Raw genomic sequence first — 24,684 nt, 5'->3', positions numbered from 1 at the left:
CCAAAGATCCGACCAGGGGAGGACCGGGTCGGCGGCGCGTGATGCCGTGGTTGTAGGGGGAGCTGGTTACTCCGCAGCAGCGGCCGATTACTCGGTAGTGGCGGAGGGCTGTTGCTCCGCTTCAGTGGCGGCCCTCTTGAGGGCGGCGTCGCGCCCCCGCACGTACCAGATGCCGATCAGGCCGAGGCCCGCGCCGGCCAGGCAGGTCCACAGCCACCACAGGTGCCCGTGGTCGTCGAACCAGCCGTAGAACGGCAGCTGCACCACGAAGAGGACGAACCAGAGGATCGTGCCGCCCGTGATGGTGGCGACGACGGGGCCCTCCAGGGGCTCCGGCGCCTCGTGCTTGGGGGTCCACTTCGCCATGGACACAGCTTACGAGGCCGTCCGCCCCGGCTCCGCCGGACCCGTGCGGGCCCTTGTATACCAACGGTCTACGCGCGGAGATAGCGATTTCGGACTCATATGTTCATACTGAAACGGTCCGAGTCTGGCTCTTTCTGTTCGTACGAAACTCCAACAGAAACTTCCGAGAAACCTGTTGGTGATCGCGCAGCGGCCAGACTCGATCATGTTTCCCCCAGCCCGGCGCTGTCGCCGCCCGGCGCCAGTCCTGGCCCGCAAGGCCCCGCACGTATGAGGTCACCCATGTCCACCTCGGCCACCACCAAGGCCCCCGCCCCGGACCAGCCGGGGTCCGGCCCCGCGCAGGGTGCGCTGGACCGCTACTTCAAGATCTCCGAGCGCGGCAGCTCCCTGCCCCGCGAGATCCGCGGCGGTTTCGCCACCTTCTTCGCGATGGCCTACATCATCGTGCTGAACCCGATCATCCTGGGCAGCGCGAAGGACATGTACGGGCACCACCTGGACAACGGCCAGCTGGTCACCGCGACCGCCCTGACCGCGGCCTTCACCACGCTGCTCATGGGCGTCATCGGCAACGTGCCGATCGCGCTGGCGGCGGGCCTCGGCGTGAACACGGTCGTCGCCCTCCAGCTCGCCCCACGGATGTCCTGGCCGGACGCCATGGGCATGGTCGTCCTCGCGGGCTTCATCGTGATGCTCCTTGTCGCCACCGGTCTGCGCGAGCGCGTCATGAACGCGGTGCCGCTGGGCCTGCGCAAGGGCATCTCGATCGGTATCGGCCTGTTCATCATGCTGATCGGTCTGGTCGACTCGGGCTTCGTCTCGCGCATCCCGGACATCGCCCAGACCACCGTTCCGCTCCAGCTCGGCGCCGACGGTCACCTCAACGGCTGGCCCGTCCTGATCTTCATCCTCGGCACGCTGCTCACGCTCGCGCTGATCGTGCGCAAGGTGCCCGGCGCCATCCTCATCTCGATCGTGAGCATGACGGTCCTCGCGTTGGTCATCAACGCCGTCGCGAAGGTCCCGTCCTGGGGCCTGACCACCCCGAAGTGGCCCGGCAACCCGGTCGCCACCCCGGACTTCGGTCTCGTCGGCAAGGTCAGCCTCTTCGGCGGCTTCGGCAAGGTCGGCGTGCTGACCGGCATTCTCTTCGTCTTCACCGTGCTGCTGTCGTGCTTCTTCGACGCGATGGGCACGATCATGGGCATCGGCGACGAGGCCAAGCTGACGGACGCGCGGGGCAACATGCCCGGCATCAACAAGGTCCTCTTCGTCGACGGCATCGCGGTCGCCGCGGGCGGCGCCACCTCCTCCTCGGCCACCACCTGCTTCGTGGAGTCCACGGCGGGCGTCGGCGAGGGCGCGCGCACCGGATTCGCGAACGTCGTCACCGGCGCGCTCTTCGCCGTGGCCCTCTTCCTGACCCCCATCGCCACGATGGTCCCGTCCCAGGCCGCGACCCCCGCCCTGCTCGCGGTCGGCTTCCTGATCCTCTCCGGCTCGGTCAAGGAGATCGACTGGGCGGACTACACGATCGCCATGCCCGCCTTCGTGACCATGGTGATGATGCCGTTCACCTACTCGATCACGAACGGCATCGGCATGGGCTTCATCACCTTCGTGGTGCTGCGCCTGGCCGCCGGCCGCGCCCGGGAGATCCCGGTCGCGATGTACGTCGTCTCGGCGGTGTTCGCCTTCTACTACCTGATGCCGGCCCTTGGCCTGACGTGAGCGGCCCCAGGGGGGTCACGCGAGCGGCCCCGCGGGGTCTCACGTGACCCCGCCGTAGAACTTCTCCGTCTCCTCGACCGCGGTCTGGAACCGCTCGTCGAAGTCATCGCGAATGAGCGTCCGGACGACATAGTCCTGGACGCTCATTCCGCGTTTGGCGGCATGGTGTCGGAGCCGGTCGAGCAGCTCCCCGTCTATCCGCAGGCTGAGCACGCTGGTCCCCATGCAGTCGAGGGTCGCGGGACCAGGAGGGACGAGGGGTCACTTTCTGGAGGCGACTCACTCATATGGGTGACGTAAAGGTTCAGTGGCCCGTGTCACGGGCATCCTGTGGCTCTTTAGAGAGGGTAATGAGTTACCCTAAAGACATGGCTGACCTCACCCATGGCGACGACGCTGCCGCCGTGAACGCCCTGCGCTCCGCAGTAATGCGGCTGTCGCGTCGACTCAAGCACCAGCGGGTCGACGAGTCGCTGAGCCCGACCGAGATGTCGGTGCTCGGCACCCTCGCCCGCTGTGGCACCGCCACACCCGGCGAACTCGCCCGTAAGGAGCATGTGCAGCCACCGTCGATGACCCGCATCGTCGCGTTGCTGGAAGCCAAGGGCCTGGTCAGACTGGAGCCGCACCCCGAGGACCGGCGCCAGAAGGTCGTCACCCAGACCGACAAGGCCGAGACGATGCTCGAGGAGAGCCGCCGCAAGCGCAACGCGTTCCTTGCCGGACTGGTCGAGGCCCTCGACGAGGACGAGTGGGCGAAGGTCCGCGAGGCCGCGCCCGTCCTCGAAAAGCTCGCGCAACTGTGACAGGGGCGCACACCCGCCCCGGGCCCGCACGCGAGCGGCGCGGCTTCGGCGCGGGCGCCGCGCGGCGGTCGCAGCCGCGCACGGCGGACCGCCGGATGTGCGCCGGCCACGGTGTCCCGTGCACCGCCAGGGGCACGCCATGACGGCCGTGCGCACTGCCCCGCACGCTCCGCCGTGCCCGAACCTCACCGTGACAGACGCGGCCGCGCCCGCGTGCAATGACGTCCCACGCTAGGAGGCGAATCCCTTTGAGTACGGGATCCGGAATACCTTCCGCCCCCGGACCAGCCACCCCCGACTCCCCGCCCGCCCCCGAGAGTTCCCCCCGTTCCCCCCGCTCCTCGATGTTCAGCTCGCTGAGGATCAGGAACTACCGGCTGTTCTTCCTCGGCCAGGTCGTCTCCAACACCGGCACCTGGATGCAGCGCATCGCACAGGACTGGCTGGTCCTGAGCCTCACCGGCTCCTCCGCCGCGGTCGGCATCACCACCGCGCTGCAGTTCCTGCCGATGCTGCTCTTCGGGCTGTACGGCGGCGTCCTCGTCGACCGCCTCCCCAAGCGCCCCACCCTGCTGGCCACCCAGACCGCCATGGGCGTCACCGGCCTCGCGCTCGCCTTCCTGACCCTCTCCGGCCACGTCCAGGTCTGGCACGTCTACCTGGCGGCCTTTGCCGTCGGCCTCGCCACGGTCGTCGACAACCCCGCCCGCCAGTCCTTCGTCTCCGAGATGGTCGGCCCGGGTCAGCTGCAGAACGCGGTCAGCCTCAACTCCGCCAACTTCCAGTCCGCCCGCCTGGTCGGTCCCGCCGTCGCGGGCGTCCTGATCACCGGCGTGGGCACGGGCTGGGCGTTCCTCTTCAACGGCCTGTCCTTCGTGGCCCCCATCGTCGGCCTGCTCCTGATGCGCGCCCGCGACCTGCACCCGGTCGAGCGGGCGCCGCGCGGCAAGGGCCAGCTCCGCGAGGGCCTGCGCTATGTCGCCGGCCGCCCCGAGCTGATCTGGCCGATCGTCCTCGTCGGCTTCATCGGCACGTTCGGCTTCAACTTCCCGGTCTGGCTCTCGGCGTACGCGGACGACATCTTCCACGCGGGCGCCGGCGGGTACAGCCTCTTCAACACGCTGATGGCGGTCGGCTCGGTGGCCGGCGCGCTGCTCGCCGCCCGCCGCGGCACGGCGAGACTGCGCATCCTGATCGCGGCGGCCATGGCCTTCGGCATCCTGGAAGTGGTGGCGGCCCTGGCCCCGTCCTTCTGGCTCTTCGCCCTCCTCATGGTCCCCATCGGGATCTTCGGTCTCACCGTCAACGTCACGGCGAACACCGCGGTCCAGATGGGCACCGACCCGGCCATGCGCGGCCGGGTGATGGCGCTGTTCATGATGGTCTTCATGGGCGGTACGCCCCTGGGGGCGCCCCTGGTCGGCTGGGTCACCGACGCCTACGGCGCCCGGGTCGGCTTTGCCCTCGGCGGCCTGGTCTCGGCCGTCGCCGCGACCACCGTCGGCCTGGTCCTGGCCCGTGTCGGCGGCCTGCGCCTGTCGGTGGGCTGGCACCACGGCCACCCGCAGGTCGGCTTCGTACCCAGGGAACCGGCGGAGCAGAAGGAGCGGCTGGCCACGGCGGTGTGAAGACGGCCGCCGTACGGTTGCCCGGCCGACCGCCGTACGGCGGTCGGCCGTCGGCACGGCGCGAGGGTGGCCCGCTGATCCATTCCCTGGAAGGGTGCTGTGCATGAGACTCTTTGCGGCCGTGCTGCCACCTCAGGCCGCGGTGCGTGAACTCGGCACGCTGGTGGACCAGTTGCACCGTCTGCCGGGCGCGGACGGACTGCGCTGGACGGGCCGCCCCGGCTGGCACTTCACCCTCGCCTTCTACGGCGAGGTGGCGGAAGAGCTCGTCCAGCCCCTGTCGGACCGCCTGGCCCGTGCGGCCCACCGCACCCCCTCCTTCCCCCTCGCCCTCCACGGCGGTGGCCACTTCGGGGGCCGGGCGCTGTGGACCGGGGTGTCGGGAGACGTCCCCACGATGCGGCTGCTGGCCGACCGGGCGGAGGCGGCGGCGCGGAAGGCGGGCGTCGGGACCGGCGAGCACCGTCGCTACCGCCCGCACCTGACGCTGGCCCGCAGCCGCGACACCGCGGACTTCGCCCCGTACGCCGCCGTCCTGGACGCCTTCGCCGGGCGGGACTGGACGGTCCGGGAGCTGTGTCTCGTACGCAGCAATCTGCCGACGTCAGGAGTGTCGGGGGAGCAGCCGCGCTACGAGACGGTGGCGTGCTGGCCGCTGGACGGGGCAGGCGGCTGAAGGTCGTCGGGGGCGGCCGGTTAACCTCGATGGCGTGAACCCGAAGACCCGAAACCAAATCATGGCCGGTGTGCTCGTGCTGATGTTCGTCGTGGTGGCGCTGGCGGCGGCGGTCAAGTAGGGCCGTCCGGGCCACTGTGCCTGGTCGGCCGGAACACCGCGCCGCTTGTCCGCCCGCTCGCGGGCAGGCCGAGGCCGGTCGCGCGGTTCCTCACGCTCCTTGAGGGGCGCCCGGGCGGGCGCCCCCTGGGGAGCGTTACCAGGCGAAGGCCTCCGGGGACGGGCCCGGACCCGGGAAGATCTCGTCCAGGCCGGTCAGCAGCTCGTCCGACAGCTCCAGCTCGACCGCGCGCAGGGCCGAGTCGAGCTGTGCGGCGGTACGGGGGCCGACGATGGGGCCGGTGACGCCAGGACGGGTCAGCAGCCAGGCCAGGGCGGCCTCGCCGGGCTCGATCCCGTGCTTGTCGAGCAGATCCTCGTACGACTGGACCTGCGCGCGGATGGCGGTGTTCGCGAGGGAGTCGGCGGCCCGCCCGCCTGCCCTGCGCCCGCCCTCGACCTCCTTCTTGATGACGCCGCCGAGCAGTCCGCCCTGCAACGGCGACCAGGGGATGACCCCGAGGCCGTACTCCTGCGCGGCCGGGATGACCTCCATCTCGGCGCGCCGCTCGGCGAGGTTGTAGAGGCACTGCTCGCTGACGAGACCGATGGTGCCGTGGCGCCGGGCGGCGATCTCGTTGCCCTGGGCGATCTTGTACCCGGGGAAGTTGCTGGACCCGACGTAGAGGATCTTGCCCTGCTGCACCAGTACGTCGACGGCCTGCCAGATCTCCTCGAAGGGAGTGCGGCGGTCGATGTGGTGGAACTGGTAGACGTCGATGTAGTCGGTCTGCAGCCGCTTGAGGGAGGCGTCCACGGCCCGTCGGATGTTGAGGGCCGACAGCTTGTCGTGGTTGGGCCAGGCGTCGCCGTCGGCGGCCATGTTCCCGTACACCTTGGTGGCGAGCACGACCTTGTCGCGCCGCTCACCGCCCTTCGCGAACCAGTTCCCGATGATCTCTTCCGTACGGCCCTTGTTCTCGCCCCAGCCGTACACGTTCGCGGTGTCGAAGTAGTTGATTCCTGCGTCCAGCGCCGCGTCCATGATGGCGTGGCTGTCGGCTTCGTCGGTCTGCGGACCGAAGTTCATGGTGCCGAGGACGAGTCGGCTGACCTTGAGTCCCGTGCGTCCGAGCTGCGTGTACTTCATGACTCCCCAGCCAACGGGGTGGAGTGCGCTCTAGGCAAGTGGGATCCCCGCATTGCGGGTCAGTCGCGAGGGAAGTCCTCGGTCCTGAGAGTGAGGCCGACGGGAGTGGTGGTGAGGTCGATGTCCGCTCCGAAGGCGACGGACAGCTCACTGACGTACTCGCCGTCCTTGGGCTGGGTGAAGAGATGGCACCTGCCCTGGTAGGGGTCGGCGATGAGGTAGACGGGGACCTCGGCGGTGGCGTACGCGGTCTTCTTGGGGCCGTAGTCGTTGGCGGCGGTGCCCTTGGAGATCACCTCGGCGACGAACTCGACGTCCTCGTAGCGCCAGCGGCGGTCCTCCGTCTTGGCGGCGTCTTCGGCCATCGCCGTCACGTCGGTCGCGAATCCGTTGAGGTTCCCCGGGTAGTCGATGCGCACGTCGGACTTCACGCGCTTGCGGGGGTACTTGGTCCGCAGCTGCTCGTAGATGTCCGCGATGATCTCCCAGTGGGTGTCCCGCTGCGGCGACATGTAGATGGTCCCCTCGACGATCTCGACCTTGTATCCCTCGGGGACGTGCATCGTCTCGAGTCGCTCGAACATCTCGTCGAGTGTGCTCGTGTTGTCGCTCTCGGCCATCGCGATCCTGTCTTCAAGGACGGTCATCGTGGCGCTCCTCCCCGGCTGCCACTCGGTCGAGTGCAGCCGCGCGGTACAACGATACGCACGGTGACCTGGTTACGTGGGGATCAGTTCCCGGCGGTCGCTTGAGTCTCCCGTAGGGGGAGGCGGCAGGGTGGGGGCATGGACGGCGGCATGAACGACCCCCTTGGTCCGCTCTGCTCGATCGGTGAGCTGGCGCGGCGGACCGGGCTGACGGTCAAGGCGATTCGGTTCTACTCCGATCGGGGCATTGTGCCGCCGACCGGTCGCAGCCCGGCCGGCTACCGCCTCTACGGCGCCGACGCCCTCGCGCGTCTGGATCTCGTGCGGACCCTGCGTGAGCTGGGAGTGGGACTTCCGGACATCCGGAAGGTCGTGGCACGCGAGCTCTCGCTCTCCGAGGTCGCGGCGGCGCACGCGGACGCGCTCGCCGTGCAGATCCGCACCCTGCGGCTGCGGCACGCGGTGCTGACGGCGGTGGCCCGGCACGACTCCAGCCCCGAGGAGATGGATCTCATGCACCGGTTGGCAGGGCTCTCAGAGGACGAACGCCGACGTCTGATCGACGACTTCCTCGACTCCGTATTCGCCGGGTCGGCCCGTTCAGGCGCGTTCGTCGGGATACGGCGCTCGTTCACCCCCGAACTGCCCGACAACCCCGAGCCCGAACAGATCACGGCCTGGGTGGAGTTGGCCGAGCTGTCCCAGGACGGGGAGTTCCGGGCCGTCGTGAGGCGGTTGGTCGCACATCTGGAGGCGGAGCAGGAGGGTGCCCGGGGCGGCGCGCCCCGCCCCGGACTGGTCCCGGCCGTGCGTGAGCTGGTCGGCCCGGTCCTCGCGGCGGGGATCGAGCCGGGAGACGGTGCCGCCGCGCCGGTCGTCGAGGCGCTCCTCGCTCACGACGTACACGTCCTGACCCGGCTCGAAGCCGTCAACGACCCGCGCAGGGAGCGGTACACCGAGCTGCTCGCCGTCATCAACGGCTGGCCGGCCCCGGAGAGTCAGGCGCCCGTGCTGGACTGGGCCATCGAGGCGATCCGGACGCAGGGAAAGCCACCGGCCGGCGTCGGCGGTCAGGCCGAGTAGGGCTCGCCCAGGTCCCAGGCCTGGTACATCGCCTCCGCGAAGGCCTCCGCGATCTTGTGCTCGCCGGCCGCGTTGGGATGCGTGCCGTCGTACGTGTCGTGGTGGATGTCGTAGCCGGGGGGCGGGGAGGCGAGGAGGACGGGGGAGCGGGGTTCGTCCAGGTCGGCCACCGCCTTCGCCAGGAGTTCGTTGAAGGCGGCGACCTCGGCGGCGAAGGGCGCGTCGGACTCCGCGCGGACGTTCGGTATCACCGGGAGGAGGACCAGGTGGATGCGCGGGTTCGCCGCACGGGCCTCGGCGACGAAGGCGCGGACGTTCGCGGCCGTCTGTACGGCGTTCGTGTAGAAGCCCAGGTCGATCAGACCGAGGGAGACCAGGAGCACGTCCGCGCGCTGGGTGCGGACCGCCTCACCGATCAGGGGCACCATGTGCTGCCAGCCCTCGCCCCAGCCCGCGAGGTGGGCGCGCGGGAAGTCCGGGTCCGCGTACTCGTGCGAGTCGGGGGACTCCGTCGCCTTGTCGTACAGCGTCTCGCGCGGGCCGACGATACGGAACGGGCCCCCGTACGTCGCGCGCAGGTGCTGCCACATCCGGTAACGCCATGTGTGTTCGCCCGCGCTTCCGATCGTCATGGAGTCGCCGACGGGCATGAACCTGAGCATCCGCTCATCATGGATGATCGGGCGGGCGATCAGTAAGGGCCGTGTGGGGTGCGAGGTGTGAGGATGGACACGCCGGGGGCGGCGGCTCCCCGCGGGCTCACCGGGTCCCGGCGGCTCCGGGATGGCAGGCTTGGGCCATGCGCCGATCGCCCTCGTTCCTCGCCGGAGCCGCCTCCGCGGCAGCCATTCTCGCCCTCGCGCTGCCGGCACCGGCCCTCGCCGCCGACGGGGACGGGGGGTTCACGATCAAGGATCCCCGGATCACCGAGTCGAGCGGGCTCGCCGCCTCGCATCTCCACCCCGGCATCTACTGGACCCACAACGACAGCGACGACGGTCCCTACCTCTACGCCGTCGACAGCAGGACCGGCAAGACCGTCGCCACCATCACCATGAAGGGAGTGGGCGCGCCGCGTGACGTCGAGGCCATCTCCCTCGGGCCCGACGGCGACCTCTACGTCGGCGACATCGGCGACAACCTCGGCGGCAAGTGGTCCTACGTGTGGATCTACAAGCTGCCCGAGCCGAAGGTGCTCAAGGACCAGACGATCCGGGCCACGCAGTACGTCGTGAAGTACGCGGACGGGCCCCGCAACGCCGAGGCGCTGATGGTCCATCCGAAGACCGGACGGGTCTACATCGCCGACAAGAACGAGGACGGCGGCCACCTGTACGAGGGTCCGGCCCGGCTTTCCACATCGGGCACCAACATCTTCCGGCCCGTCGCCACCATCGACCTCTGGGTCACCGACGGCGCCTTCTCGCCCGACGGCGAACAGCTCGTCGTGCGCGGGTACTTCGGCGGGATCGCGTACGCCTGGAACGACGGGAAGCTCAAGCGCCAGGGACGGTTGAACGTGCCGCTCCAGCGGCAGGGGGAGTCGGTCACGTACACCCCCGACGGGTCCGCGCTCATGTACGGCAGCGAGGGCAAGGACAGTCCGGTCCAGCCCGGCTCGGTTCCCGGGGGCGGGTCCGGTTCCAAGTCGCCTTCGGGGGACGGAGGATCGGCGTCGGCCGGTGGGGGCGGCGGCCTGAGCTCCGGTGCCAAGGGGGCGCTCGCCCTCGCCGCGGTTGTGGCGGCGGGGTTCGGGCTGAAGAGGTTGCTGCGCAAGTCGTAGTCGCCCCATGGATACCGCTGGATTCGGCTCGATGCCACTGGATTCGGCTCAGATCCTTGACGTGCTCATGAACCATCCGTTCCATGGGGAGTACGCGGCGTATGGGAGCGCTCCCATCCGTTCCGGGGCCGCGCCTCCCCGAGAGGAACCCGCACATGTTCCGCAGTTTGCGAAGAGCGCTGTGTGCCGTGGCCGCCGGGCTTCTGCTGCCGCTCGCGGCCGTACAGGGGGCGCACGCCGCCACCGCGGCGGCGCCGGGCGCCGGGTACTGGCACACCAGCGGCCGTCAGATCCTTGACGCGGCAGGCCAGCCCGTACGGATCGCCGGAGTCAACTGGTTCGGCTTCGAGACCGGGAACCACGTCGTGCACGGCCTCTGGTCGCGCGACTACAAGAGCATGATCGACCAGATGAAGTCGCTGGGGTACAACACCGTCCGGCTCCCGTACAGCGACGACCTGTTCAAGGGTGGCGGCGCCGTCCCCAACAGCATCGACTTCTCCAGCGGCAAGAACGCCGACCTGCAAGGGCTGAACTCGCTCCAGGTCATGGACAAGATCGTGGCCTACGCCGGCCAGGACGGCCTGAAGGTCATCCTCGACCGGCACCGGCCGGACGCGGGCGGGCAGTCGGCGCTCTGGTACACCTCGGCGGTTCCCGAGTCGACGTGGATCGCCGATCTGAAGGCCCTGGCGGCGCGGTACGCGGGCCAGGACACCGTCATCGGCATCGACCTGCACAACGAGCCCCACGATCCTGCCTGTTGGGGCTGCGGGGACACGGCGACGGACTGGCGGCTGGCGGCGCAGCGGGCCGGGAACGCCGTGCTGTCCGTCAACCCGGACCTGCTGATCTTCGTGGAGGGCGTGCAGACGTACGCGGGTGTCTCCGGGTGGTGGGGCGGCAATCTGATGGGCGCCGGCCAGTATCCGGTGCAGCTGAGCGTCGCCGGCCGGGTCGTGTACTCCGCGCACGACTACGCGACGAGCGTCGCCCAGCAGAGCTGGTTCAGTGACCCGTCCTTCCCCGACAACATGCCGGGCGTGTGGGACAAGTACTGGGGTTATCTGTTCAAGCAGAACATCGCCCCCGTGTGGGTGGGCGAGTTCGGGACCACCCTCCAGTCGACCGTGGACCAGAAGTGGCTGGCCGCGCTCGTCTCCTACCTGCGGCCGACGGCCGCCTACGGCGCCGACAGCATCTCCTGGACCTTCTGGGCGTGGAACCCCAACTCCGGTGACACGGGCGGGATCCTGAAGGACGACTGGGTGACCGTGGACACGGTGAAGGACGGGTATCTGGCGAGCGTGAAGGCGCCCGGGTTTCCGGGCAGTGGCGGGGGCGGCGGGAGTGGCGGCGGCAGTACGGCTGCCTGTGCCGCCGTCTACACCGTCAGCAGTGACTGGGGAAGTGGCTTCAACGCCGACGTGAAGGTGACCAACACGGGGACGGTCGCTCTCAAGTCCTGGAAGGTGAGCTGGACCTGGGGCGGGGCGCAGCAGGTCACCACCATGTGGAACGCGAGCTACACGCAGAGCGGGACGAGCGTCACCGCGTCGAACGCCGATCACAACGGGGCCGTCGCGGTGGGCGGTTCGGTGAGCTTCGGGTTCGGGGGAGCGCCGGGGGGTGGGGCCGTGCCGACGGTGACGTGCACCGCGACGTGAGGATGCGTACGGCATGAGAAAGGGGCGCCCGGCGCGATTGCCCGCGCCGGGCGCCCCTGTCCGCGTACGAAAAGACCGTACGAGAAGGTGCGTACGGGTGAGGACTACAGCTTTTCGATCACGTAGTCGACGCACTTCGTCAGCGCCTCGACGTCCGCCGGGGCGATCGCCGGGAACATCGCGACACGGAGCTGGTTGCGGCCGAGCTTGCGGTAGGGCTCGGTGTCGACGATGCCGTTGGCACGCAGGACCTTGGCGACGGCGGCGGCGTCGATCTCGTCGGCGAAGTCGATCGTGCCGATGACCTGCGAGCGCTTGGCGGGGTCGGCGACGAACGGGGTCGCGTACTTGCTCTCCTCGGCCCAGGTGTAGAGACGGGTCGAGGAGTCCTTCGTACGGCCCGTGGACCACTCCAGACCGCCCTGGCCGTTGATCCACTCCAGCTGCTCGTTGAGCAGGAACAGGGTGGCGAGGGCCGGGGTGTTGTACGTCTGGTTCTTGCGGGAGTTGTCGATCGCGGTGGGGAGCGAGAAGAACTCCGGCACGTGACGCCCGCTCGCGTGGATGCGTTCGGCGCGCTCGATGGCGGCGGGGGAGAAGACGCCGATCCACAGGCCGCCGTCGGAGGCGAAGGACTTCTGCGGGGCGAAGTAGTAGACGTCCGTCTCGGTGATGTCGACCGGGAGGCCGCCGGCGCCGGAGGTGGCGTCCACCAGAACGAGTGAACCCTCGTCGGCGCCATTGACGCGCTTGAGGGGGGCGGCGACGCCGGTGGAGGTCTCGTTGTGGGTGTAGGCGTAGACGTCCACGCCCGCCTCGGCCGCCGGCTCGGGGTGCGTGCCCGGGTCGGAGGAGATGACGGTGGGCTCGGCGAGCCACGGGGCGAGCTTGGCGGCCTTCGCGAACTTGGAGCTGAACTCGCCGAAGGTGAGGTGCTGGGACTTGTTGTCGATCAGGCCGTGGGTCGCGACGTCCCAGAAGGCGGTGGAGCCGCCGTTGCCGAGGACGACCTCGTAGCCGTCGGGGAGCGAGAACAGGTCGCGCACACCCTCGCGGACCTTGCCGACCAGGTTCTTCACCGGGGCCTGGCGGTGGGAGGTGCCGAGCAGGGAGGTACCGGTCGCGGCCAGCGCGTCCAGCGCCTCCGTCCGCACCTTGGAGGGGCCCGCGCCGAAACGTCCGTCGGCGGGCTTGATGTCAGCGGGGATCTGGATATCAGCCACGGTGGGAGCGTATCCGTTATGCGAAACGTGGTGGAAACGTCGTCCGGCCGGTGAGACGGGGCGCGGACCACTTTTCCTCGCCCCCGCCACCCCTTCAGGGACGGCGGGAGCGAGGGAGCGGGTCAGGGGGTCGGGGCCAGGCGCACGGGGAGTTCGTGGAGGTCGTTCTGGGTCACTACCGGCTTGTTGCGGAGTTCTGAGGAGGGGATCGCCAGGTCCAGGGACGGGAAACGGGCGTACAGGGCCGGGAGGGCGACGCCCGCCTCCAGGCGGGAGAGAGCGGCGCCGGGGCAGACGTGGGGGCCGTGGCCGAAGGAGATGTGACGGTTCTGGGTGGTGCGGGTGATGTCGAAGTCGCCCGCGCTCGGACCGTGGGCGTTCTCGTCGCGGCCGATCGCACCGTACGAGACGATCAGGGCGTCGCCCGCGGGGATCACCTTGTCCCCGACGGGTACGTCCTCCGTCGCGAAGCGGATCAGGACGTGCGAGGTCGGGGTCGAGTAGCGGAGGGTCTCCTCGACGACCGCCGACCAGTCCGCCTCGCCGGAGAGGACGAGGGCGCGCTGCTCGGGGTGGGCGGAGAGGTTGACCACCGCGTTGACGATCAGGGAGATCGTCGTCTCGTGGCCCGCCGCGACCATCAGTTGGAGGGTGGAGACGATCTCCTCGTCGGTGAGGTGGTCGCCGTCCTCGGAGGCCAGGATCAGGGCGGAGGTCAGGTCGTCGCCGGGCTCGGCGCGTTTCGCGGCGACCGTCGCCGCCATGATCCCGGCCAGCTCCGTCAGCGTGGCGATGACCTCCGCGGGCGGGGTCTGCGTCGAGAAGAACTTCTCGAAGAGTTCCTTGAGGCGGGGGAGCCGGGACTCCTCGATGCCCATGAGGTCGGCGACGACGTACATGGGGAGGGGGTAGGCGAAGTCGGCCTTCAGGTCGACGATCCCGCCCGGGCCCGGCACGAGGGCGTCCAGCAGACCCTCCGTCATTTTGGTGATGCGCTCCCGCATCTGCTCCACCCGGCGCGGGGTGAGCGCCTGCGCGACCAGCGTGCGCATCCGGCGGTGGTCCGCGCCGTCCACCGTGAGCATGGAGCGGCCGGGGTTGGCGAGCCCGATCAGCGGCCAGTCGGGGGCTATCTCGCCGCGCTGCCAGGCACCCCAGACGTTGATGTCCTTGACCAGCCGGGGGTCGGTGAGCAGGGCGCGTGCTTCGGCGTGGTGGGTGACGGCCCAGACCGGGACGCCGCCGGGCAGTTCGACGGCGGCGAGCGGGCCCGCCTCCCTGAGCCGGGCGCTCTCGCCGTCCAGGTCGGACACGAACGGGTCCAGGGCGATACGACTGGTCATGCGGGGGTGCCTCCCAGGGCCGGGGTCGGGGTGAAGCGCACAGGCAGTTCGGTCAGGCCCCGCAGCCACGGTGAGGGGCGCCGGGTCAGGGAGTCGGCCGGGACCGCCAGGTCGATGTCCGGCAGGCGGTCCAGTACGACCTCGATCCCCGTCCGCGCGATGACCTCCGCGACCTCCTGCGCCGGGAACGGGCAGCGGTGCTCCCCGTGGCCGAAGGAGAAGTGCGCGTTGTTGCCGCCGGTGAGGGCGGAGCCGTCGGTGCGGACCTGGGGGTCGGAGTTGGCGCCCTGGAGGCCGAGGAGGAGGAGATCGCCCGCGCGGACGCGGTGACCGCCGAGCTGGGCGTCGCGGGAGGCCCAGCGGCCGGCCACGTTCTGGGTGGGGGTGTCCTCCCAGAGGACCTCGTTCATGGCCTCGGCGACGCTGTTGCGGCCGCCGAAGAGCGAGGCGGCGAAGCGTTCGTCGGTCAGCATCAGGCGCAGCGAGTTGCCGATCCAGTCCGCGGTCGGCTGGTGGCCTGCGGCCATCATGACCATCAGGTCCTGGATGATCTCCTCGTCCGTGAAGCCGGCCGTGTTCGCGAGCATGCGGGACACGACGTCGTTCGCGGGCGCGGCCTTCCGGTCGGCGATCAACCGGGCCATGGAGCCGGCCAGGTGCTGCTGCCCGGCCAGCGCGTCCTCACGGCCGTTGACCATGTCGTTGAGGGCGGTGACGAGGCCGGGGCCCTGTTCCTCGGCGAAGCCGTAGAGCATGGCGAGGACACGGACGGGCAGCAGGGCGGCGTAGTCCCCGATGAGGTCCGTCTCGCCCTTGGCGCACGCCGCGTCGATGAGTTCGTCGGCGAACCTCTCGGCCTGGGCGCGCAGTTCGAAGGGGTCGACGGCTTCGAGGGCGTCGCTGATCATCGCGGCGCGCTCGCGGTGGCGTTCGCCGACGGTGTAGAGGATCGAGGGCTGTCTGCGGCCGATCATCGGCAGCAGCGGCCAGTCGTCGGGGATGCGGTCCCACTGGTTCCACAGCTCGGAGTCGCGGCTGAACAGCACGGGGTCGCCGGTGACCTGGTGCAGTTCGCGGTAGCCGAGCACCAGCCACGCCGGGATGTCGCCGTCCAGGACGACGGGCGTCACGGCACCGTGGTCGCGCCGCATCTCCCGGTACAGCTCGGCGGGTTCGGTCTGGAACCGGGGCCCGCTGAGGGGCACGGGGGCGGGGGTCACAGGGCCAACTCCGGTGATGTGAGGGCGCTTTCGGCGGCGTACAAGGTCTTGAGGTGCTCCACCAGCGTGATCAGCACCCGTTTGCTGGACTCCCGCGAACGCGCGTCGCAGTCGAGCAGCGGGACCTGCGGATCGAGGTCGAGCGCCTCGCGGATCTGGGCGGGGGTGTGCGCGGAGCCGCCGAAGTCGTTGCAGGCCACGATGAACGGCGTCCCGTGGTGCTCCAGCCGGTCGATCGCGTACCAGGAGTCGTCGATACGGCGGGTGTCGACGAGGACGACGGCCCCGAGCGTGCCGGAGAACAGCCGGTCCCACAGGAACCAGAAACGCTCCTGGCCCGGCGCGCCGAACAGGTACAGCACATTGCGGGCGTCCAGCGTGATGCGCCCGAAGTCGAAGGCGACCGTGGTCGCGGACTTGCCGCGCACCTCGCTGATGTCGTCGACCGCCGCGCCGGCCTGCGTCATCGTCTCCTCGGTGTTGAGGGGACGTATCTCGCTCACGGAGCGGACCAGGGTGGTCTTGCCGACGCCGAAGCCGCCCACGATGACGATCTTCAGACCGTTGTCGGCCTGTGCCCCCAGGGGCGTACGGGTGTCGGCCCCCTGGGACGTTCGGGCGTCAGAGGTTACGGAGTCCAACGAGCACCTGCTCCAGGATGTCGGGATCGGGAAGAGCGGCCTTCTGGGGGTGGCGGGCGCTGACGCGGCCCGCGGCGAGCAGGTCGGAGAGCAGGATGCGGGTGATGGACACCGGCAGCTTCAGCACGGCGGCGATCTCCACGACCGCCGTCGGCCGCTCGCACAACCGCAGGATCGCCGCGTGCTCCGACTGCATGCCCACCGCCGGATCGCACTCGGCGACCACGAGTGTCACCAGGTCGAACGGGGTGTCGGGCGCGGACCGGCTGCGCCCTCCGGTGAGGGTGTAGAGCCGGTCGGGCGCGTCGTCCCTGCCCGGACGGCTCATGACGTCCGGGGCTGCGCGCTCAGGTGTTCGCCGAGTTGTTCCACGAGCTCGCTCATGTTGTGCCCGACCAGACCGGCGTCCGCGTCCTCGGCGGTGACCACGGCGAGATGGGCGCCGTCGCCCGCCTCCACGATGAACAGGACCCCGCCGTAGAACTCGGTCATCGCCGAGCGCACGCCCCCGGTACCGTCGCCGAACTCCACGGACGCCCCGTGGGACAGCGACTGGATGCCGGCGGCGATCGCGGCGAGCTGGTCGGCGCGGTCGACGGTGAGCTCCGGCGTGCGGCACAGCTTCAGGCCGTCCCGGGAGAGCACGAGCGCGTGCCGGGCGCCCGGGGTGCGCTCGAGGAGGCCCTCGATGAGCCAGGAGAGCTTCTCGTCGGCGGTGGTGGTGCCGGTCATGAAGTGGTGTCGCCTTCCGGATGCGAGGAGGTGTGCGAGGGGGCGTGCGAGGGATGCGCGGGGGCGGGCTCCCGTACGGCTTCTTCGCCGCGTACGGCGTTCCCGGATTCGTCCTGCGCGGATTCGACCCGTACGGGTTCGTCCTGCGTGAACGCGTCCCGTACGGCGTCTTCGGCGGTGTACGCGGTGGCGCGTACGGCGTCGTCCTCGGGCACCGTTCCCTGGACCGCCGCCTGGTCCGGCGCGGTGCCCCGGACGGCCTGGCGGAAGCTGCTGAAGCGGGCGGCGGTGGCCTTGGAGTCGGTCGTACGGGGCTCGGGGCCGGCCTGGTTCGCGAGGTGGGCGCGGCTGCGCTCGGCGTGCGCGAGGGTCCGGCCGCGGCGGCGCTTGGGGAGGCCGCCGGTCGCGGGAGTGCCGGTCGTGGGGGTGCCGTTCGGCGGGGTGTCGGTGGCGTGCCGGGGCGACTCGTGGGTGGGGACCGGGTCCGGGTCGAGGTCCTCGGGGGCGCGGGCGGCGGCGTACGACGCCTGGGGACGCGGCTCGGCGAGCGGGCGGTCCTCGGCGGGCGGGGTCGCGGCGGCGGGCTTGACCTGGGGTTGCGTCGACGCAGGGGCGGCCGGGGCCGCTGCGGAGGGCAGGCTCAGGATGTCCTGGGGGATGAGCACCAGGACGCCCGTGCCGCCGCGTGCGGAGGGCCGGAAGGACACCTTCAGGCCGTGCTTGCGCGCGAGCCGGCCGACCACCGCGAGGCCGAGCCGGGTGCCGGTGAGGCCGCCGAGGTCGGCGGCGTTCTCGGCGTCCGCGGAGACGGCGCGTTCGGCGCGGCGCAGCTGGACGTCGCCCATGACGAGGCCGCTGTCCTCGACGGAGACGATGACACCGGCCGGGACCTCCTCGACGTAGACGTGGACCTCGGCGGTCGGCGGGGAGAAGTTCGCGGCGTTGTCGAGGAGTTCGGCGAGCGCGTGCATCACGCCCTCGGCGGCGTGCCCGGCGACGGCGGCGTCGCTCGCGGAGTGGACACGCACCCGCTGGTAGCCGCCGATGCGGCCCATGGCGCCGCGCAGGATCGACTCCATGACGATGGGGCGCGCCCAGCGGCGGCCGGAGCGGGCGCCCGCGAGGACAGCGACGGAGTCGGCGAGGCGGCCCGCCTGCGCGGTGCGGTGGTCGAGGTGGAGGAGGTCGGCGAGGACCTCCTCGTCGGAGTGCTTCTCCTCCATGGCGCGCAGGTCGGCGAGCATGCCGGTGGACAGTGCCTGCATCCGCCCGGCCGCGTTGGCGGTGGCCGAGATCGCGGCGGCCCGGTCGCTGTTGGCCCGCCGCGTGCGCTCGGTCAGCCGGGTGTTCTCCTCGGCGAGTTCGGCGAACCGCCGCCGCTCCTCGGCGATCTCGGTGGTGAGGCGCTGCCGTTCCTCCTCGAACCCCTGCGTGAGCAGGGCGCGTTCGCGGGCGTCGGCGTCGGCCAGGCGCGCGCGGTCGCGGGCGGACTCCTCCGCGAGCCGGGACCGTTCCTGGTTGAACTCCTCCGCCATGCGGGCCCGTTCCTGCAGGAGCCGTCCGGCGTCCTGGGCCACGGCGTCGAGGCGGCGGCGCGCGAGCTTCGCGGTCTGCAGGGCGCGCGCGGCCACCGCGACGGCGACGCACAGCAGCACGGCGGCGGCGCCCGTGCCCCAGGCGAGCGGGACGCGTGCCGAGTCGGGTGCCAGGGAGACGGCGACGACGATCGCGACTGCCGCCGCGACGGCGGTGAGCAGGGGCGCGGGGGCGCTCGCGCGGAGGGTGGGTCGTTCGCCGGAGGGGATGGGCGCGGTCATGAATCGTGTCCTCGGTCGTGTCCTGGGGGCGAGGTTCCTGGGGGGAGGTTCCTGGGCGAGAGCCGACACCGATTGCTCAATTTGCCGTCACTATATGAGAGTTCGTGATCGTATTGGGAAGGTTCCGGATCCGAGCTCGTAATCCGCAGGTGATCGGTCTGGGATCGGTCGGTGATCGGTCTGTGATCGCGCTGGCGATCGGTCCGTGATCGGCCGGAGGCCGGCCGGTGATCGATGCGTCACGGTTACGGACCGTTGTCGGTGCGCGGGGTCATCCTGGAGACATGACGGATCTTGGCGCGAAGGACGGCACGAGCGGCGCGGCGGACCCGCCCGACGTGGACGGGCTGCGGGCCGCCCTCGCGGCGGAGATGCGCGGCGACGTCGCCTTCGACGTGACCGCGCGGGCGCTGACCACCATGGACGCGTCCAACTACCGCCGGGTCCCGCTCGGCGTGGTCCGCCCGCGCGACGCGGACGACGTGGCGGCCGCCCTGTCCGTGTGCCGGGCCCACGGGGTGCCCGTCGTGCCACGCGGCGGTGGCACGTCGATCGCGGGACAGGCGACCGGCACCGGGGTCGTCCTCGACCTCACCCGCCACATGAATCGGATCATCGCGCTCGACCCCGAGGCGCGCACGGCCGTCGTGCAGCCCGGTGTCGTCCTCGACCGCCTCCAGGAGGCCGCGGCCCCGCACGGCCTGCGCCTGGGACCCGACCCCTCCACGCACAGCCGCTGCACCCTCGGCGGCATGATCGGGAACAACTCGTGCGGCTCGCACTCGGTGGCCTGGGGCACGACGGCGGACAGCGTGCGCGAACTGTCGGTGGTCAAGGGGAACGGCTCCGTCGTCCGGCTGGGACAGAGCTGGCAGGGCGCCCCGGACGGCCTCCGGACCTTGGTCGAGGGCGAGCTGGCCCGCCTGCGCACGGGCTTCCCGGAGCTGCCCCGCCGCATCTCCGGCTACGCGCTCGACGCGCTGCTCCCCGAGAGGGGTGCCGACGTCGCCCGCTCCTTCTGCGGCTCCGAGGGCACGCTCGGGGTGCTCACGGAGGCGGTCGTACGCCTGGTCGAGGCACCGCGCGCGCGGGCGCTGGCCGTGCTGGCGTACGCGGACGAGAGCGCGGCGGCCGAGGCGGCGGCCGGGCTGCTGTCGCTCGCGCCGCTCACCGTGGAGGGGATGGCCGCGGACCTCGTACCGCCGGACGCGGGGCTGCCGCGCGGCGGCGCCTGGCTGTTCGTGGAGACGGGGGGCGCGGACCCGGCGGAGGCACGCGCGCGTGCGGACGCGATCGTCCGGGCCGCCGACGTCCTCGACGCCCTCGTGGTCACCGACCCGGCCGGACAGCGCGCCCTGTGGCGGCTGCGCGAGGACGCGAGCGGCACGGCGACCCGGATGCCGGACGGGAGCGAGGCATGGCCGGGCTGGGAGGACTGCGCGGTGCCGCCGGCCCGGCTCGGCGCGTACCTGCGCGACTTCCGGCACCTGCTGAGCGCCCACGGCCTGCGCGGCACCCCGTACGGGCACTTCGGCGACGGCTGCATCCACGTCCGCATCGACTTCGACCTGCTGACCGGTGCGGGCATCGGCCGCTTCCGCCGCTTCTCCGAGGAACTGGCCGAACTGGTGGTCTCCCACGGAGGCTCCCTCTCGGGCGAGCACGGGGACGGGCAGGCACGGGCCGAACTGCTGCCCAGGATGTACGGCACGGAGCTGGTCGGCCTCTTCGAGCGTGCCAAGGACCTCTGGGACCCGGACGACCTGCTCAACCCCGGGATGCTGGTGCGCCCGCACCGGCTGGACGAGAACCTGCGGTTCGCGGTGCTGCCGCGCGAGCCGGTGGACGTGGCGTTCGGATATCCGGCGGACGGCGGGGATTTCTCGGCGGCCGTGCGCAGATGCGTGGGGGTCGCCAAGTGCCGTACGACGGCCGCCGACGCGGGCGTCATGTGCCCGTCGTTCCGGGCGACGGGCGAGGAGGAGCACTCCACGCGGGGGCGGGCCCGGCTGCTGCACGAGATGCTCGCGGGCGAGGTGGTCACCGACGGCTGGCGCTCGACCGAGGTCCGGGACGCGCTCGACCTGTGCCTGTCCTGCAAGGGCTGCCGGTCCGACTGTCCGGTGGGCGTCGACATGGCCACGTACAAAGCGGAGTTCCTGCACCACCACTACGAAGGCAGGAGGCGCCCCGCCGCGCACTACACGATGGGCCGGCTGCCGGTATGGCTGCGCATGGTCGACCGCACGGGAACGGCGCCGCTGCTCAACTCCCTCGCCTCCGTAGGCCCCTTCGCGGCGCTCGCCAAACGGCTCGGCGGGATCGCACCCGAGCGGGAGATCCCGCGCCTGGCACCGGAGACGTTCAGCCGGTGGTGGGCGCGGCGGTTCAAGGAGCGGGTGCGGCGGATGATGCGAGAGGGGGCGTACGGCCCCGAGGTGAAGCTCGACGGGCCCCCGAGAGAGGTGGCGATCCTCTGGCCGGACACCTTCACCGAGTACCTGTCGCCCTCCGTGGGGCAGGCGGCCGTACGGGTGTTGGAGGCGGCCGGGGTGGACGTGATGCTCCCGCCGACGGTGGTGATGCGCAAGCGGACGCCGCGGGCCGGGGAGGGCGTGGCCCTCTCGCACCACCCCTGGTCGGTGGGCGCGCGGGGCCATGTCTGCTGCGGGCTGACCTACGTCTCCACGGGCCAACTCGACCGCGCCCGCGCGGTGATGCGCCGCACGCTCGACCTGATGGGCGTGTTCCTGGACCCGGACGTCCACCCGCGGCCACCCGCCGTCGTCGTCCTCGAACCGAGCTGCGCCGCCGCTCTGCGCACGGACCTCCCTGAGCTCCTGCACGACGACCCGCGCGCGGCGCGCCTCGCCTCGGCGGTGCTGACGTTCGCCGAGGCCCTGGAGCGTCTCGCCCCGGACTGGGCACCCCCGTCCCTCGACCGTCCGGTGACCGGCCAGACCCACTGCCACCAGCACGCCGTCCTCGGCGACGGCGCCGACCGCCGGCTGCGCGAGGCGGCAGGCCTCACCGGCTCCCTCGCGGGCGGCTGCTGCGGACTCGCGGGCAACTTCGGCTTCGAGAAGGGCCATGACGAGGTGTCGAAGAGCTGCGCGGAGGAACAGCTGCTCCCGGCCGTGCGGGCCGCATCGCCCGACACCCTGCTTCTCGCGGACGGTTTCTCCTGCCGCACACAGCTGGAACAGCTCGCGGGGCGCAAGGGGCGGCATCTGGCGGAGGCGCTGGCCGAGGCGCTGGACCACGGGCTGGATCAAGGGGTGGATCAAGGGGTGGACCCGGAGGTCGACCGAGGGTCGGACTGACGGCGTGGATATCCAATACCCAGGGTTTTTAGGGAACTCTCAGGTTTCATAAGGGGATTCACAGTCGTCATGTGCTGCATTTTGCTGTGCCTTGGGACGCGGGGCGTGTAGGTTCCTTCATGTCGGGCGGCAGGGAATACCGAGGTGACGACCAGGAATTCCCGCCCGTATCCACAGAGAATTCTCGCACCATCGCACTATTGCGCTCGCTATTGCGTAGCCAGAAACCTCAAGGAGTTGGCATGAGCTTCAAGAAGCTTGCCCCCCTGCCCCCCAAGCCCAAGTCGAAGCAGCTCCCGCCCCCGCCGGCGCCGAAGCCGCGCAAGAAGGCGCACAAGCCGCTCCCCAAGCCGTTCCCCAACGACGAACGCTGATCGAGCGGTAGCGGAGAGGCCGACGGTGCGCCGTCGGCCTCTCTCTTTTGAATTCCACGGCGCGGCCTGCAATTCACATGAGGAGGGCCATGACCCGGCAAAGGCAGAATCAGGGGTACGAGAAACAGAAGGAATACGCGGAAACCGGCGTCGGCGCGGTCGCGGACGATCGGTACGAGGATCACGAGTACGAGGACGATGCGTACGAGGACGACGATGAACTCGACCACGACACGCCGACCATCCCCGCCCGTACCGCCTTCCGGCGCTTCTGGCCGCTGACCAAGGGGCTGCGGAGCTGGCTGCTGGCCATCTGGCTGTGCACGGTTCTGGCCGCCCTCGCCGAGACCGCCGCCATCCTCCTCTTCAGCGATCTGACCGACCACGCCCTGCAACAGGGCTCCCTGGCCGCGTTCTGGGCCCCGGCCGCCGAATGGCTGGCCGTCGCCGTGCTCGGCGCCGCCGTCGCCTACGCGGGCAACTCCCTCGCCACCTGGGTCACCGAGCGCTTCGTGATGCGGCTGCGCGAGCATGTCTTCGACCACGTCCAACAGTTGCCGCCACACTTCTTCCAACGCCACCGCCAGGGCGACCTGTTGTCCCGGCTGACCAGCGACGTCGAATCGATCGAGACGATGGTCGTGTCCGGGCTCGTGGGCGCGGCGTCGGCGGCGTTCAGCGCGCTGTTCTACGCGGCCGCCGCCTTCTGGCTGCGCTGGGACCTGGCCGCGGCGACCTTCGTGCTCGCACCCCTGTTCTGGCTGGCCGCCCGCCGCTTCTCCGGCTCCATCAAGTCCGTCTCGCGCGACGGCCGGGTCGCCGACGGCGCGATCACCTCCGTCGTGGAGGAGTCCCTCGGCAACATCGTCCTCACCCAGGCGTACGACCGCCGTGACGCCGAGCGGCGGCGGCTGAACCAGGAGGCGAACGCCTGGTTCAGGGCCTCCGTGCGCTCCGGGCGCCTCAACGAGCTGTACGAGCAGCTCGTCCAGGTCATCGAGACGATCTGCGTGCTCGCGGTCATCGGCCTCGGCGTGTGGGAGATCTCCGGCGGCCGGATGACCCTCGGCCAGCTGCTCGCCTTCGCCGCGTTCCTCGGCTACCTCTACCCGCCCGTGCGCGGCCTGGCCCAGCTCGGTCTGACCATCGCCGCCGCCACCGCCGGCGCCGAACGGCTGATCGAGATTCTCGATGTGCGGCCAGCGGTCGCCGATCCGAAGCGCTCGGCGGAGAGCCGGCTCGGCCGCCCCGACGGCGCCGTGGAGGTCCGCGACGCCACCTTCCGCTACCCCGGTGCGGAGACCGACGCCCTGCGCGGCCTGTCCTTTACGGTCAACCCCGGCGAACTCGTGATCGTCACCGGCCCGAGCGGCGCGGGCAAGTCCACCGTGTCCAAGCTCCTCCTGCGCTTCTACGACCCGGACGCCGGCTCCGTGCTCCTCGACGGCGTCCCGGTGGGCGACTTCCCACTGGCCCGGCTGCGCGAGTACGTCACGCTGCTGCCGCAGGAGACCCTCGTCCTGCACGACACCGTCCGCGCCAACATCGGCTGCGGGCGCCCCGGCGCGAGCGACGAGGCGCTGGTGGAGGCCGCGCGCGCCGCCGACGCGCACGACTTCATCGTGAAGCTGCCGGACGGCTACGACACCAAGACCGACCCCAACTCGGCCCGCCTCTCCGGCGGCCAGCTCCAGCGGCTCGCCATCGCCCGCGCCATCCTGCGCGACGCCCCCGTCCTCGTCCTCGACGAGCCGACCACCGGCCTGGACGCGATGGCCGCGCGCCGCGTGATCAAGCCGCTGCGGCGCCTGATGCAGGGCCGTACGACGATCATGATCACCCACGACCTCAACCTCGCGCCCGACGCCGACCGCATCCTCGTCGTCGACCGCGGCCGTGTGGTCGAAACCGGCCGCCACGACGAACTCCTGGCCCGCGGCGGCGCGTACGCCCGTCTGCACGGATCGCAGAACAACGCGCTGATGGACACCGGAGAGCTGCGGCTGCCGCTGTTCACGGAGGCGGAGGTTCCGGTGGGCGGCGCGGTGCCTGTAGGGGTGCCGACGGGGATGCCGGCGGGCGTGCCTGTGGGGGTGCCCGCCGGGGTGCCGACGGATTACGCGGGGGGCTTCGTCGCGGAAGCGGCTCCGCAGTACGCGTACTACGGGGCCGCCGGGCAGTCCGGGGCCGAGGGAGCCTGGTACCCCGGTGCGTTTCCCGACCCCTCCCCCCTCCCTGGCCCCTACCCCCTCCCCGATCCCGGCTCCCTCCCCGATCCCGATCCTCTGCGAGACCCCCTTGACGGCTATCTGCCCGACGGCCGCCCCCTCTTCCGCGACGAGACACCCTGGACAGGCGCATAAGGGGTTCAC

General features: G+C 70.9%; 22 protein-coding genes. 10 read left to right on the top strand and 12 right to left on the bottom strand.

The genetic code is table 11. From position 1 onward, the window contains the following. Positions 1–87: 87 nt before the first annotated feature. The gene (locus ACZ7M2_RS20080) at positions 88–366 is read right to left on the bottom strand and encodes a DUF2530 domain-containing protein (protein ID WP_403689396.1); all 279 of its coding nucleotides are present in this window, start codon (positions 364–366) and stop codon (positions 88–90) included. A gap of 282 nt (positions 367–648) precedes the next feature. Here ACZ7M2_RS20080 and ACZ7M2_RS20075 point away from each other — a divergent pair, with 282 nt between their 5' ends. Next, positions 649–2,100, top strand: a complete 1,452-nt coding sequence (locus ACZ7M2_RS20075; RefSeq protein ID WP_471596382.1) for an NCS2 family permease — start codon at positions 649–651, stop codon at positions 2,098–2,100. Between the two features lie 39 nt (positions 2,101–2,139). Here the strand turns inward: ACZ7M2_RS20075 and ACZ7M2_RS20070 are convergent, their stop codons facing one another. Then, positions 2,140–2,325: a ribbon-helix-helix protein, CopG family gene (locus ACZ7M2_RS20070; protein WP_403689393.1), complete on the bottom strand. Its 186-nt coding sequence runs from the start codon at positions 2,323–2,325 to the stop codon at positions 2,140–2,142. A gap of 143 nt (positions 2,326–2,468) precedes the next feature. Here ACZ7M2_RS20070 and ACZ7M2_RS20065 point away from each other — a divergent pair, with 143 nt between their 5' ends. The 3 genes from ACZ7M2_RS20065 to thpR all read left to right on the top strand — a co-directional run bounded on the left by ACZ7M2_RS20065 (position 2,469) and on the right by thpR (position 5,210). Next, on the top strand, positions 2,469–2,906 hold the full coding sequence (locus ACZ7M2_RS20065; protein WP_352044107.1) for a MarR family winged helix-turn-helix transcriptional regulator: 438 nt from the start codon (positions 2,469–2,471) through the stop codon (positions 2,904–2,906). 344 nt (positions 2,907–3,250) lie between these two features. Further along, positions 3,251–4,534 carry an MFS transporter gene (locus tag ACZ7M2_RS20060; protein WP_352044108.1) on the top strand — a complete coding sequence of 428 codons (1,284 nt, stop codon included), beginning with the start codon at positions 3,251–3,253 and terminating at the stop codon, positions 4,532–4,534. A gap of 103 nt (positions 4,535–4,637) precedes the next feature. After that, a complete protein-coding gene (gene thpR / locus ACZ7M2_RS20055; RefSeq protein ID WP_471596381.1) occupies positions 4,638–5,210 on the top strand; it encodes an RNA 2',3'-cyclic phosphodiesterase in 573 nt (190 codons plus the stop codon). A gap of 256 nt (positions 5,211–5,466) precedes the next feature. Here the strand turns inward: thpR and ACZ7M2_RS20050 are convergent, their stop codons facing one another. Both ACZ7M2_RS20050 and ACZ7M2_RS20045 read right to left on the bottom strand, forming a co-directional pair. Beyond that, a complete protein-coding gene (locus tag ACZ7M2_RS20050) occupies positions 5,467–6,459 on the bottom strand; it encodes an aldo/keto reductase (protein WP_471596380.1) in 993 nt (330 codons plus the stop codon). Between the two features lie 59 nt (positions 6,460–6,518). Next, positions 6,519–7,106 (bottom strand): Uma2 family endonuclease, encoded by a 588-nt coding sequence (locus ACZ7M2_RS20045; RefSeq protein WP_471596379.1) that lies wholly within the window; start codon positions 7,104–7,106, stop codon positions 6,519–6,521. Between the two features lie 150 nt (positions 7,107–7,256). On the opposite strand from ACZ7M2_RS20045, the gene ACZ7M2_RS20040 reads away from it, so the two are divergent. Then, entirely contained in the window at positions 7,257–8,189 is a 933-nt protein-coding gene (locus tag ACZ7M2_RS20040; protein ID WP_471596378.1) for a MerR family transcriptional regulator, read from the top strand. Here the strand turns inward: ACZ7M2_RS20040 and ACZ7M2_RS20035 are convergent. Further along, on the bottom strand, positions 8,177–8,851 hold the full coding sequence (locus tag ACZ7M2_RS20035; protein ID WP_471596377.1) for an SGNH/GDSL hydrolase family protein: 675 nt from the start codon (positions 8,849–8,851) through the stop codon (positions 8,177–8,179). The genes ACZ7M2_RS20040 and ACZ7M2_RS20035 overlap by 13 nt on opposite strands. A 137-nt stretch (positions 8,852–8,988) precedes the next feature. Here ACZ7M2_RS20035 and ACZ7M2_RS20030 point away from each other — a divergent pair, with 137 nt between their 5' ends. Beyond that, positions 8,989–9,972, top strand: a complete 984-nt coding sequence (locus tag ACZ7M2_RS20030) for a YncE family protein (protein WP_471596376.1) — start codon at positions 8,989–8,991, stop codon at positions 9,970–9,972. Positions 9,973–10,127: 155 nt separating this feature from the next. Then, complete coding sequence (locus ACZ7M2_RS20025; protein WP_471596375.1) at positions 10,128–11,639, top strand: cellulase family glycosylhydrolase; 1,512 nt, start codon at positions 10,128–10,130, stop codon at positions 11,637–11,639. Positions 11,640–11,743: 104 nt separating this feature from the next. Here the strand turns inward: ACZ7M2_RS20025 and serC are convergent, their stop codons facing one another. The 7 genes from serC to ACZ7M2_RS19990 form a co-directional block, all read right to left on the bottom strand. After that, on the bottom strand, positions 11,744–12,862 hold the full coding sequence (serC, locus tag ACZ7M2_RS20020) for a phosphoserine transaminase (protein ID WP_471596374.1): 1,119 nt from the start codon (positions 12,860–12,862) through the stop codon (positions 11,744–11,746). A 122-nt stretch (positions 12,863–12,984) separates the two neighbouring features. Continuing rightward, positions 12,985–14,205 (bottom strand): cytochrome P450 family protein, encoded by a 1,221-nt coding sequence (locus tag ACZ7M2_RS20015; protein ID WP_471596373.1) that lies wholly within the window; start codon positions 14,203–14,205, stop codon positions 12,985–12,987. After that, positions 14,202–15,425: a cytochrome P450 gene (locus ACZ7M2_RS20010; RefSeq protein ID WP_471596372.1), complete on the bottom strand. Its 1,224-nt coding sequence runs from the start codon at positions 15,423–15,425 to the stop codon at positions 14,202–14,204. Before ACZ7M2_RS20010 ends, ACZ7M2_RS20015 begins: the two co-directional genes overlap by 4 nt. Next, complete coding sequence (locus ACZ7M2_RS20005; RefSeq protein WP_403689366.1) at positions 15,422–16,066, bottom strand: GTP-binding protein; 645 nt, start codon at positions 16,064–16,066, stop codon at positions 15,422–15,424. Before ACZ7M2_RS20005 ends, ACZ7M2_RS20010 begins: the two co-directional genes overlap by 4 nt. Next, a complete protein-coding gene (locus ACZ7M2_RS20000) occupies positions 16,047–16,394 on the bottom strand; it encodes a DUF742 domain-containing protein (RefSeq protein WP_067371922.1) in 348 nt (115 codons plus the stop codon). Before ACZ7M2_RS20000 ends, ACZ7M2_RS20005 begins: the two co-directional genes overlap by 20 nt. After that, positions 16,391–16,798: a roadblock/LC7 domain-containing protein gene (locus ACZ7M2_RS19995; RefSeq protein ID WP_054235659.1), complete on the bottom strand. Its 408-nt coding sequence runs from the start codon at positions 16,796–16,798 to the stop codon at positions 16,391–16,393. Before ACZ7M2_RS19995 ends, ACZ7M2_RS20000 begins: the two co-directional genes overlap by 4 nt. Continuing rightward, entirely contained in the window at positions 16,795–18,615 is a 1,821-nt protein-coding gene (locus tag ACZ7M2_RS19990) for a sensor histidine kinase (protein WP_471596371.1), read from the bottom strand. The genes ACZ7M2_RS19995 and ACZ7M2_RS19990 overlap by 4 nt, the downstream gene beginning before the upstream one ends. A 284-nt stretch (positions 18,616–18,899) precedes the next feature. On the opposite strand from ACZ7M2_RS19990, the gene ACZ7M2_RS19985 reads away from it, so the two are divergent. The 3 genes from ACZ7M2_RS19985 to ACZ7M2_RS19975 all read left to right on the top strand — a co-directional run bounded on the left by ACZ7M2_RS19985 (position 18,900) and on the right by ACZ7M2_RS19975 (position 24,675). Beyond that, entirely contained in the window at positions 18,900–21,938 is a 3,039-nt protein-coding gene (locus ACZ7M2_RS19985; protein WP_471596370.1) for an FAD-binding and (Fe-S)-binding domain-containing protein, read from the top strand. Between the two features lie 242 nt (positions 21,939–22,180). Beyond that, positions 22,181–22,312 (top strand): hypothetical protein, encoded by a 132-nt coding sequence (locus ACZ7M2_RS19980; RefSeq protein WP_256258009.1) that lies wholly within the window; start codon positions 22,181–22,183, stop codon positions 22,310–22,312. An 89-nt stretch (positions 22,313–22,401) separates the two neighbouring features. After that, entirely contained in the window at positions 22,402–24,675 is a 2,274-nt protein-coding gene (locus ACZ7M2_RS19975; RefSeq protein ID WP_471596369.1) for an ABC transporter ATP-binding protein, read from the top strand. Positions 24,676–24,684: the final 9 nt, after the last annotated feature.

It is taken from the genome of Streptomyces sp. NPDC111507 (assembly GCF_055638955.1).
This window is presented reverse-complemented; position numbering and strand designations above follow the sequence as displayed.